Raw genomic sequence first — 10,173 nt, forward strand, 5'->3', positions numbered from 1 at the left:
TTCCAGAGCCCCCTCGCATTCGAGCGAAAGGCCCGGGAAGTAAGCTAAACGCTCTCCACAAAAGCCGGGCAAGTCCAGTCGGAGATGCGGGTCATGTCGATGTTGGTAGTCGTTCGTTTGGTCATGGGTCTTCCGTTGAGTTGGTTTCAAGTCTTGCCCGGAGCGATGCGGTTCTCCCGCCGCGCGCCGAGCAAGAAGAAAGTGATTTCGTCTCGTCTGCGGGCAAAGCTCATCGCTGATCTTTTTCATCACGGCGGTTCGTGAACTGCCGTTTTGCCGCCTGGGTCAGCCCGAAGATCCGACCTGAGAGCGAGCGCCTGGCCTTGGCGATGGCTTCGCGCGCGGACTGCGGCAGCAGTGCCGTCACCCTGACGATCTCCTCATCGGCCGCCTTGATCTCCTCGAAGGCATCGGAGAGTTCCGCCCGTGCCTCTTCGCGGGCATCACCGCGCAGCTTTGTCAGCGCGCGCCCGAAGATGCTGGTCGCATGTTTACGGGCAATCTGTTTCGGGTCGCTTGAGGCCTTTGCAGCCGGATCAATGCGCTCAACCACCTCAAGATCGCCTTTCGAGACCTTTGTCGCGACGTCGATCATGACCCGCGCGACCTCCTGCATCTCGCTGGCCTTGGCTTCCCGTTTCACCACCTCGGCCTCGCGGGTCTCCACCACCGTTTCGCGCTCAGCCAGTCGGTCTTTCCGGGCCAAGACGCTCTGCTCCCTCTGGCTCACCCTGCTTTCCCGAACCGTTGCGACCTTCTCTCGTTCCGCCAGTGCCCTCTCCTGCGCCTTGCGCCATTTTCGCGGGCTGACATGCTGGCGATATTCCGGCATCTCGGCAGGCTCAGGCAGGAAGACATCAGGGATGCCCTTGTCGATGTCCCGCTGCAGCAGCTCGTTATGCGCCATGGCATCCCGGAAAGCCTGCTTGCGCCGCTCGCCGCGCACCAGCCCAAGATCGGCGAACCAGTCTCCGACGCTGTCCTGCCCGGCCTCATAATGGCGGATCAGAGGATGTTTCGACGGCTGCAGCATCTGCCGGCCGTCCTTGGTCTCGGCGCGCGGCAGGATCACCGCATGGATGTGATAGGCCTCTTCATCGAGATCGGCGCGGGCGTGGACACAGTCCGCGCCAAAATTCTCGCGCAGCCATTTTTTCGCCAGATCCTCGAAGGCCTGCTCACGCGGGGTTAGACCCTCAGCGTTACGTTCCTGCTCGCCTGCATCGAACCACTTTCGATTGACGGTCAGGATGACCTCGCGCATCGGCCCGTGCTGCGTGGCGCGCCATGGATCGCGCGGGCCCTCGGCAATACGCCGTTTCAGCTCACCTGTGCGCCGCCGCTTCGTGAGGCCCTCAAGCTCCTTGGCGTGGTTCGTCAACCGTATCAGCTCGATCTCGGCCCGTGCCTGTTTCGCCCAGTCCTCCTCGCCGATCAGGCGTCGGTTGAGACCCGAACGATCCTTGTCAACATGGCCCAGATCGCCACCGATACGCAGCCGGTGCTTTTCGTAGCGGCCGAGGGTCTTCGGCCAAAGCGCCTGCATGCGCATCACGATTGCATAGCGTTCTGCATCCACGATTTTCGCCTCCCCGGACTTTCCAAGGAGGTCAGATCGTCGCCAAAATTCTGGAAGCAGATCGCTGCGCGGCTCTTCGGGACCAATCGCAGGGGCTGTGGAGGGGTGTCTACTCACTCAACAGATCGCGCAACCGGCCTGCGGCACGGTCGCTCGATCTGCCGTTCGCCGGGGCTCTGCCCCGGACCCCGCGCCTGTCCGGCGGGGACGCGCAGAACGGCACTCGCCGCTGTTCCGCCCGCCACCTCCTGGCATCTCCGATGGCGCTGCCGCGGGCCGCCTCTCCGGCGAGGACCAGCAGAACGCATTCGCCACTGTTCCGCTGGACACCTCCAGGCCGCCTTCCGCAGGACCCCAGGTCCCCCCGCCGCGACCAAGGGCTGCTCGCCGTCCCTTGGATCCCCGGCATCGGCCGATGGCGCCGCGCTGATGGACAGACGGGATCACCCCTCCGCCCGTCAGCCCGACTGGTGACAGGCACGACAGTTGCGATGCCAGCCTTCTTGCCATCGCAACTCTCGTGCTCATGCGGAGCCGGATTGGCGCGCCGTGAACCAGCGGAAGGTCGGAATGGTGATCCAGCCGGGAATGGTCGGCGCTGCGTTGGCGGCGCGTGTCTTGTGACACACCGCCAGCGCAGCCCGACCAGAAGCGGGGGTGAGGGTGGGGTGTCGTTTCTGCAACGAGACGAGGATCAGATGATTCATCAAAAACCTGCCACTGATATGGCCGTCGCCATCAGCGATTGGCACGAGAGCGTCGCGATCGGCGACATCATCCGCTGGCCTATGGATGCCGGTAACAGCCTCGCATTGGTGGTCGAGATCGAGACGATCGGCGGCTGGCGCGTGCTGACCGTTGCCCCGGGCCTCGACGATCGGTCGCAGCCTGTCCGCCCGGGCACGCTGCGGCTCACCCGCATGGACGAGGTCCGCAACTCTGGTCTCGACCGCGCCGTCCGATTCGAACTGGATCGCCGCATCAGCATCTCACCCCAGCACCCGGGCCTCGACGCCCAGGGTGATACCCCGGTCGTCGGTCATCTCTGCGAGACGGCGCTCGACCGGCTGCACGCGGAACGCGCCCGCGTGCATGCGCTGCGCGACATCGCGTCTGCTCGTCGGGTGGAACAGCGGAACCAGCGGCGCATCGATCGTCGCACCGGTTGGCGCCCGGCACTGCGACCGGCCGCAGCCTCTGGTCAGGAGGATCGCGCATGAAGATCGACAGCAGACATCATGTGATCCTCGAGTCCAAGGTGACGGATTTCGAGCGGATTGAGGACATCGGTGCCGACGCCATCCGTGCCACGAGGCGCGCACTCGACTGGTGCGACCTGATCAGCGGCGATGCCGCCGTCCAGCTCCGCCGTGAGCTGGCCGATCTGCGCGATATCGTCGAGCGCCGCAGCGCGATGACGCGGGACGCCCGGGTCAGCCTGCGCGCCTTCCGTGACGCCCTGATGGCACAGGGTCAGGGCGGACCGGATACGGCACTCGCTCCACTGGTCTCCGCCCTTCATGACGCGATCACAGCGTCCGAGCGCGTCGCCGACCTGCTCGCGTCCGAGCGTCACATCGGACGCTGCCGCGGCATCTCCTGAGCCAACCATCCTGCCCGGTGCGGATTTCCCGCGCCGGGCGAACCTTAAGATGAAAGCCCTCTGATATGACAACGCCAAACTGGGTCGCGCGATGCGCACCCGGAACCATCGTTTCGTTCCAGTTCCCACGCAGCGATGATGACCTGCCCGGCAAAGCGCGACCCTGTCTCGTCATCGCAGTCCGCGACGGAGTCGACAGCACCGACATCATACTGGCCTTCGGCACAACCGCCGACACGGATGCTAATCGCGGTCATGACCTTCTGCTCGATCGCGGAACGGCGTGGCGCAGCGCCGGCCTCCATCACCCCTCGCGCTTTGTCCTTGGACGGCGGATCACCGTCCCCAGCGACGACCCGCGCTTCGACAGTGGCGCTGATGGACATCCGATCATCGGGCAGCTGCCGAATGCCAAGCGTACCGAGTTCGCCGATCTGATCCGCCTCATCGGGCCGTCCCTCGATCAGGACCGCCTTGGCGGCCTGCCTCCGCTGCGTTCACGCGACGGAAGCGAGCGGCGAACGATGTATCTGCGTCGCCGGCGCAGCTATGCCACCCGGCCCGTCATCGTCGAGCATCGCCGCTCGCGTGGGCGCAGTTCACAACGATCAGAATCCGCCGCGTGACTCAGCGGCGGTAGCGCGCGCTGGCGAAGCCCTTCTGCTGCAACTCCAGCCAGCGCGCGCGAAATCGATCCGAATTTCGCAAACGAAAACGCACTCACGAAAAAAAGTGATCGAATCTCATAGAGTCCCAAATTTCAACGATCCGATGTTCACGAAACTCCCGGGACAAGGGGGCGCCTGAACAAGAGGATTACAATGAAGACCGTCGGCCACGAGCCCATGCGCGAGAAGCTCACGGAGATCATCGGGTGCCAATCTGCCCCTGATGATCTCCGGTTCGCCAACCATGGCATCGCAAAGAATGGCGCCTCCTCGTGCAGGCCATCGCCGCTTTCCTCTGATCCCGTGTTGCAGCCAATGGAAGGCCCGAATGGATGCCCAGGCTGCAGCCATGCCGAGGAGAGGCTTTCAAATCGCTCCCCGACATCTGGGGTGGATATGCACAACCAGACTGGCGGGGAAACGTCTTTCCCTCCCTGTCGCTGACTGCGCCGTTTCGCAGATGCTCCAGCGGATCGAACAGGCACTCGAATATGCTGCGACTTGCGTCGCCCTGCATGGCGATGCCTATTTGCCGCTGTTTGAACGGCTGGAAGCCGAGCTTCTGGCAGCACAGGCGAAGGAAAGCGCATTGGAGCGGGCGCGCCGTCTTGCCAGACACGCTCAGTCCGGACGCTGATGGCGCGATGCGACCACCACGTCTTCGCCAAGATGAGCGACGGGGTCAGCCACATCCAGCACGACCCGGCGAGCCAGCGCATGGCGCTCCTGTAGCGTGATGTCGCCGTATTCCTCTCGATCTCGGATCAGGGCGACGCTATGGCCCATCATCACGCCGCGCTCGTCAACCGCGATGCCGGCCCGACGCATCCGCCCTTCCCAGGCGTGTCGAAGGCCACCGATGGAATGTCCATCTGGCAGGGCATTGCGTTCACGCAGATATTTGTTCACCGCAGCCGACCAGGTGTCGCGTCCGATGTATCTCTTGAAGCCACCGCGCGCGACGACGCGCCTCATCGCCGACAGGGCCACACCGACCAGCGGCACGACACGTTCCGAGGCATTGTTCTTGATCTCGCGCACATGGATAATCGGCCGCAGTGTGAAACTGGGATAGTCCCCATGGACATCGATATCCACGAGCGGCGTGTTGTAGATTTCTGATTGTCGGCATCCGGTCTCGACACAGATCAGCAGAATGTCCCGGGCCTCCGGGTTCATCCCGTCGAGAAGACCCGGGAGCAGCAGTGTGTCCGTGATCCAGTCCAGTGGTAGTTCACGCTTGCGCCGGCTGTCCGCTGGCTTGTGAGAGAGCTTGATAACCCCCTTGGAGACTGACAGACCCGCATAAGGTCGCGGCGGATTGACGACACCGGCGGCGCGATAGTAGCGCCGGAAACATCCAGCGGCATAGGTGAGTTCTTTCTTGATCGTGTCAGCTGCGATCGTCTGAGTGACGACCTTCTTCTCCAGCATGAGCAGATGCTTCAGGGCATGTTCGGCGGTGAAATCCCTGACCAGAATATCCTGGCCGATCGCCTCCATGGCCTGGGTCATGACCCGCTTGTGGCCATTTCGCCATTTCCGCATCTGCGTCTGGTTCTTGAACCGGTTCTCGTCGGCGCTGATCTGCTCGACATGATCAGCCAGGCCCGACAGGCGCAGCCCGGGTTCTTCGCTGCCCCCCAGAACAGCGGCGATTGTGCCACGATTGGAGGCATCAGGGGAAAGATCTCGCGCGGTCTCGATCCGCCCAAGCAGGTCTTCCACGCTGCCGCCGGCCAGCTCCTTCGCAGACATGTAGCCCATGCCCAGCCCCTGCGCGATGCGAACGGCCGTGTCGAATGCGACGATGTTCTGATCCGGCGTCGTCCGCCCCGCCAGCAGGGCCTCGAACTTCGACCGCAACTCGCGCTCATATTCCTTGGCGCGGGCTTCGGCTTCGGTTCGGCTGTCGGTCTTCAGACTCTTATGGACCTCGCGCTTGCTGCAAACATCCCGGTAGCTGTCGGGCACGACCCACCTGAAATGCCAGGTACTGCCTCTGAGAATGATACCTGCCAACGGTTATGCCCCAAGTTCGGAGAAGCCCGCCCATAGACAGAGCGGATTGCTACAATTTTTGCTACATAAACTGCTACAGCGCGGAGATATCAGAGGCAAGAGAATACCAAATTTATCAAGCAAAAATATGCTATTGTGGCAGGTTTAAGAATCTCAAGAATTTGGGTTCGGTTCTCCTTGGCTCCACCAATAAAATCAGCAGCTTAGAGCAAGAGAAGCCCGCCAGCGCATCGGCAATGCAGCGCAGGGGTAACGCCTGGGGTAACAATCGTCAGCTTTGGCGCGCTGCCCTGTTTACCCCTCCACCAGCATCGCCTGCATACGGCCTTCCGGGCGCGGGTCTTCCTTGAGGTGGAACGTCCGCCCGTCGATTTCGACGCGCCATTCGCTTGTGACCTGTCTCGTCTGGGGGAAGTCGCGAACAGTGACGATTGCGGGCGCTTTCGATTGAAGCCGGGCCTGCATCACCGCCTCTGATCCGCGCAGATAGCAGACGTTGGCGGCGCAGGTGAAGCGCAGCAGCCAGCCCTGCACTAGCATCCCGTCGGCGTCCCGTTCCTCGACCGGCTGGTAGAAGCTGGCGCGCTTCGCGAGGTCTGATGCGTTCATGTCGTCTTCGCCTTTCGTTGGCGGGTCCGCTTTGCCTGTATTCGACAGGGCGCACCACAATATTTCTGATCGGATCGTTTGGGCCGGGGGATGGCACAGCCGCGCCACAGGCAGGGCCGGGGCGGATGGCGGGGATGCGCTGCCCGTGTTTCCCGACGCCGGGCGTGCTCCATCCTATGCGCGCAGGTTTCGCCACAGTAGCGGGACAGCCCATGCACCTGATGCTGTCCCATAGCGTGGTGTAGCTGGCGCTGATTGTCACCGTGATGTTCGGCGCGGGCCTGCTTGATCAGGATGCCACGGCGGGCAGGCTGATGACGGGATGATCGCGCATCGGTGCGATGGTTTCCAGCGTCATGTATCGGGCACGTTGGACGGCCCATTCGTCGTTCTGTTCAAGGAGCAGGGCACCGACGAGGCGGATGATGGCTTCATCGTTGGGGAAGATGCCCACGACGTCGGTGCGGCGCTTGATCTCGCCGTTGAGGCGTTCAATCGGGTTGGTCGAGTGCAGCTTGGCCCGATGTTCCTTCGGGAAGGACATGTAGCCGAGCAGGTCGTGCTCGGCGTCATCCATGATGGTGGCGAGCTTCGGCACCTTCGCGCACTTCAGGGGAAAACTTGTTCGTCGTCTTGCTCATGATGCTCCATCCTACTCAGGAGTTGGAGCCGTCGGCAAACCCGGCGCGGTTCACATTGGTGGGGGCGCTCGCATGATCAAACGTCGAACACACCTCCGACCACGGTCTTTTTCCAGTGAGTCATCAGAGTATCGCGCACGTCCTGACGCATCGTGTCTGTTGGTTTGGACCGAAGCAGGAATGATGCAACCTGGGCATTTGCGTTTGAAAGCGTGCTCATGTCCAGATCAAGCTCGACAGCATCGATGCGGGCGGAAACGAGGGCGGCCAAGACCACAGAATCCTTATCGGCTGCCAGCCTGAGGTCGGATAGCCGATTGGTGCCGGGCAGAACCGAAGGATTGAGCAGCTGGCAAGCTCGAATATTGCCGGGCGTTGCGGTGAACGGCGGCGGCACGCGTTTCAGTGCATCCCAGACCAAACCGGCCTTGGGCGCCTCACACCATGACAGCGCCACGCACCCCATCAGAGTCCAGCCGATTCCCTCGCAGAGTGACCACCACTCCTGAGCGGGAATCGAGGCAAGATCGGAAAGATTTCTCCGGCTTGAGGCATCGAATAGCTGGCGGTCCTCATGTCGCAACGGCCCCTCGGGCACGCGCAGCCAAGCCAGCTGGTTCTCGTGAAGTTCGTGCCAGATCAGGACAAGAGGGCGATGAAATTTTCCAGTTTTCGCGCCCGAGTAGACGCCTTTTCTCGCAACATCGGTCTTGGCTTCGGCGCGCGCCCTTGCCGCCGAACTCTGCTGAGTGACCCTATCGACTTCGTCACTGAATTCCATGGTCACTCCAGCACGGCTGCATCAATGGCATTTGAGATCGCCTTCCGCAGGGCGTCGGATTGAACGGGCGCAAAGACCACGACCGGAGCAAGCGCCAGATAAAAGAGCTGGTCGGCTGGCCTGCAGTCGGCATCTGACATCGGAACGTTTCGAAGAGTCTGCGTGATGGACTGCCCCGGCACCAGAAAAAGATCATCGGCCGACGGTGCCACACACACATATTTCTGGTCGATGATGATCTGCCCGAAAAGACGAGTCTCGACGACCGGCGGCTCGCTGACGGACGTTGTCACGATCGCCTGATGCTGCAGGGCCCAGATTGCGGCTGCGGCGACCACGGTCAGGCCTCCAGTCACCGTCCGAGGCGCAGCAAGAAGCACAGCGGCAAGAACCACGGCCAGGAGAAGCTTGGCCAAAGCACTGGGCGCATAGATTGCGGCCGCCGGATTGGCAAACCCGAGATATTCGGCATGTATGGTCAGCAGGGTGATGAAAACCACCACGATCGCGCAGAGGACCCTTATCGCAAGCTTCATCGGATGAGGCGCCTCCTGCGCCCGGCATCAGCGCGGACCAATCTTGAAACCCACTTCAATGGCATTGTCCTTTCGGCTGTCCGGTGTGGCGTAATATCGGCTCTGTGTCCTCATCGTGCAGGATGTCGATACATCGAAGGCAACTGCATCGGTGCATCCGAAATGGCTGAAATGTTCGATTGCACTTTTCGCCTCGTGCTCTGCCGCACCGCTTGCGATGCCGTTGTCACGCGCCAGAACCAGAAGAAGGTCCGCAGTCCGGTTGTAGCCAAGAGCCACAATGCCCTCACCCGCCACAAGCTGACCATTTCGCGTGTTGCTACGCTGGGTCAGATTGTCGGCATGAATCGCGGCGGGGTTTCCGGTCGGGACCTGCGCGGTGCTGGTTTCGGCACCTCGATCATACAGGTTGCGATCTCCAAATCTGATTGGCGAACGGATACCGGATTGGCTTCGGTAGTGACTCAGAATCAGCGGGGTCAGATTGCCGATCGCGTTATAGGCGGATTGTGGGTTGCCCTCGCCGAAGGTATAGGCGCCGGTGCGGGACTGATTGACATAGAACATCGCCGGAACCGCGCTGCTGTCACTTTGCAGGGCGCCGTTGATGTAGACCTGCCCCTGCTGCTCGACATTGCTGCCATCGATATGGAAACCGGCATAGTAGTGCGCCGTGGCCCACTTTCCCGGGATGCTGAAATATGGGCCGTTGCAGACGCAATAGCTTGTCTGGATTTCGCGGGCGCAGGCTGTCCGGAAGGTTTCGCTGGTCTGTCGGTAGAATGGTTTGAAGCTGACGGTCGATGCCTTGAAGGCGACCAGATAGGTCGAGTCGGGATGCGACAGCACATACATGCTGTCGGACGTCACCAGTGTATAGCCGCCTGCGCGGACAAGATCATTCATAGCCATAGCGCGCTAGTTCAGCGAGATCTTGCGGGACTTGGCGACAAGATCGCCCGTCGTCTCTATGGTCAGTGAACGACCGCCGATCAGGATATCGCCGCTTTCCTTGATGATGAAATATCCGCCCTGATTACTCACGATTATGTCTCCATCCACCAATGTCGTGTGGCTGCCCCCCACCGTCTCGGCACTGTTACCTGATACGGTGTGGAGCATGTTGCCGCCGATCGTGACGGTCATGTCCTTGCCGATGCGCGTTGTCATGCCGGTGCCGACGCTCACTGAACAAGCCGCCCCAATTGCCGAACTCTGATTGCCGGCAACCCCCGAATACCGGTTCCCCGAGCAGGTCTCGGCGATGTTTCCGACCGCCTCTGTGTCAAACAGGTCGTCGGTCAGATCATAGGCCTTCGAGCGCAACCCTTCCGGGTCAATCCCATCAAAGACATCACCGGTATGAGCACCACCAACGCTGAGGAAATAGTTCAGCCCGACAAGGGATTTTGCGTTCCACCTGACAGCTTCCAGCTTGCTGCCTCCGATGCTGGTCAGGTCGTTGTTGTTGACCCGGCGCGAGGCATTATGCTCGATCTTCTCGGTCAGATCCTTCTGGGCATGCAGGTAGACCTCCTCCTCACCCTGCTGATCCTCGAATCGCAGTTCGTTGAACCCGCGCCCTGTGCGGTTGCCGTCATGCGTATTCGTGCGGAAGGTTGAACGGGTCTTGTGCTTGGGCAGATCATAGGGAACGTCATTCTTGCCGTTGAACACATTGCCTGTGACCAGCGGCTTGTCGGGATCGCCTTCGAGGAACTCGACCACGACCTC

General features: G+C 61.5%; 12 protein-coding genes and 2 pseudogenes. 4 read left to right on the forward strand and 10 right to left on the reverse strand.

The window, feature by feature from the left end; translation table 11 throughout:
* The 3 genes from Q1A36_RS20665 to Q1A36_RS20675 form a co-directional block, all read right to left on the reverse strand.
* Positions 1 to 249: hypothetical protein (locus tag Q1A36_RS20665; protein WP_299847933.1), on the reverse strand; the 249-nt coding region annotated here is incomplete at its 3' end.
* A complete protein-coding gene (locus Q1A36_RS20670; protein WP_299847934.1) occupies positions 230 to 1,579 on the reverse strand; it encodes a plasmid recombination protein in 1,350 nt (449 codons plus the stop codon). The genes Q1A36_RS20670 and Q1A36_RS20665, both read right to left, overlap by 20 nt.
* Positions 1,580 to 2,103: 524 nt before the next feature.
* Complete coding sequence (locus tag Q1A36_RS20675) at positions 2,104 to 2,286, reverse strand: hypothetical protein (protein WP_299847936.1); 183 nt, start codon at positions 2,284 to 2,286, stop codon at positions 2,104 to 2,106.
* Between Q1A36_RS20675 and Q1A36_RS20680 the strand changes: the two genes are divergently transcribed.
* From Q1A36_RS20680 to Q1A36_RS20695, 4 genes are all read left to right on the forward strand, one after another.
* Complete coding sequence (locus Q1A36_RS20680; protein ID WP_299847938.1) at positions 2,278 to 2,799, forward strand: hypothetical protein; 522 nt, start codon at positions 2,278 to 2,280, stop codon at positions 2,797 to 2,799. The two genes, Q1A36_RS20675 and Q1A36_RS20680, sit on opposite strands and share 9 nt — an antisense overlap.
* Positions 2,796 to 3,182: a hypothetical protein gene (locus Q1A36_RS20685; RefSeq protein ID WP_299847940.1), complete on the forward strand. Its 387-nt coding sequence runs from the start codon at positions 2,796 to 2,798 to the stop codon at positions 3,180 to 3,182. The genes Q1A36_RS20680 and Q1A36_RS20685 overlap by 4 nt, the downstream gene beginning before the upstream one ends.
* A gap of 65 nt (positions 3,183 to 3,247) precedes the next feature.
* Positions 3,248 to 3,808 (forward strand): hypothetical protein, encoded by a 561-nt coding sequence (locus Q1A36_RS20690; RefSeq protein ID WP_299847941.1) that lies wholly within the window; start codon positions 3,248 to 3,250, stop codon positions 3,806 to 3,808.
* A 502-nt stretch (positions 3,809 to 4,310) separates the two neighbouring features.
* Positions 4,311 to 4,487: a hypothetical protein gene (locus Q1A36_RS20695; protein WP_299847943.1), complete on the forward strand. Its 177-nt coding sequence runs from the start codon at positions 4,311 to 4,313 to the stop codon at positions 4,485 to 4,487.
* Here the strand turns inward: Q1A36_RS20695 and Q1A36_RS20700 are convergent.
* From Q1A36_RS20700 to Q1A36_RS20730, 7 genes and pseudogenes are all read right to left on the reverse strand, one after another.
* A complete protein-coding gene (locus tag Q1A36_RS20700; protein ID WP_366141619.1) occupies positions 4,472 to 5,872 on the reverse strand; it encodes a DUF6538 domain-containing protein in 1,401 nt (466 codons plus the stop codon). The two genes, Q1A36_RS20695 and Q1A36_RS20700, sit on opposite strands and share 16 nt — an antisense overlap.
* Positions 5,873 to 6,166: 294 nt before the next feature.
* Positions 6,167 to 6,481 carry a head-tail adaptor protein gene (locus Q1A36_RS20705; protein WP_299847946.1) on the reverse strand — a complete coding sequence of 105 codons (315 nt, stop codon included), beginning with the start codon at positions 6,479 to 6,481 and terminating at the stop codon, positions 6,167 to 6,169.
* A 289-nt stretch (positions 6,482 to 6,770) separates the two neighbouring features.
* A pseudogene (locus Q1A36_RS20710) lies at positions 6,771 to 7,082 on the reverse strand (transposase); the annotation flags it as partial.
* A 116-nt stretch (positions 7,083 to 7,198) separates the two neighbouring features.
* The gene (locus Q1A36_RS20715; RefSeq protein WP_299847949.1) at positions 7,199 to 7,909 is read right to left on the reverse strand and encodes a hypothetical protein; all 711 of its coding nucleotides are present in this window, start codon (positions 7,907 to 7,909) and stop codon (positions 7,199 to 7,201) included.
* Positions 7,906 to 8,439 carry a hypothetical protein gene (locus tag Q1A36_RS20720; protein WP_299847951.1) on the reverse strand — a complete coding sequence of 178 codons (534 nt, stop codon included), beginning with the start codon at positions 8,437 to 8,439 and terminating at the stop codon, positions 7,906 to 7,908. The genes Q1A36_RS20715 and Q1A36_RS20720 overlap by 4 nt, the downstream gene beginning before the upstream one ends.
* Before the next feature lie 27 nt (positions 8,440 to 8,466).
* Positions 8,467 to 9,345, reverse strand: a complete 879-nt coding sequence (locus Q1A36_RS20725) for a hypothetical protein (RefSeq protein WP_299847953.1) — start codon at positions 9,343 to 9,345, stop codon at positions 8,467 to 8,469.
* A gap of 12 nt (positions 9,346 to 9,357) precedes the next feature.
* Positions 9,358 to 10,173: pseudogene (locus Q1A36_RS20730) on the reverse strand (hypothetical protein); the annotation flags it as partial.

Origin of the sequence: uncultured Paracoccus sp. (assembly GCF_947487305.1) — a bacterium.
Lineage (GTDB): Bacteria > Pseudomonadota > Alphaproteobacteria > Rhodobacterales > Rhodobacteraceae > Paracoccus.

Bases quoted from the DNA above. Each gene is read 5' to 3' on its own strand.
- Q1A36_RS20680 (WP_299847938.1), top strand. From the start codon at position 2,278: ATGATTCATCAAAAACCTGCCACTGATATGGCCGTCGCCATCAGCGAT.
- Q1A36_RS20675 (WP_299847936.1), bottom strand. From the start codon at position 2,286: ATGAATCATCTGATCCTCGTCTCGTTGCAGAAACGACACCCCACCCTC.
- Q1A36_RS20720 (WP_299847951.1), bottom strand. From the start codon at position 8,439: ATGAAGCTTGCGATAAGGGTCCTCTGCGCGATCGTGGTGGTTTTCATC.
- Q1A36_RS20690 (WP_299847941.1), top strand. From the start codon at position 3,248: ATGACAACGCCAAACTGGGTCGCGCGATGCGCACCCGGAACCATCGTT.
- Q1A36_RS20695 (WP_299847943.1), top strand. From the start codon at position 4,311: ATGCTCCAGCGGATCGAACAGGCACTCGAATATGCTGCGACTTGCGTC.
- Q1A36_RS20725 (WP_299847953.1), bottom strand. From the start codon at position 9,345: ATGAATGATCTTGTCCGCGCAGGCGGCTATACACTGGTGACGTCCGAC.
- Q1A36_RS20705 (WP_299847946.1), bottom strand. From the start codon at position 6,481: ATGAACGCATCAGACCTCGCGAAGCGCGCCAGCTTCTACCAGCCGGTC.
- Q1A36_RS20685 (WP_299847940.1), top strand. From the start codon at position 2,796: ATGAAGATCGACAGCAGACATCATGTGATCCTCGAGTCCAAGGTGACG.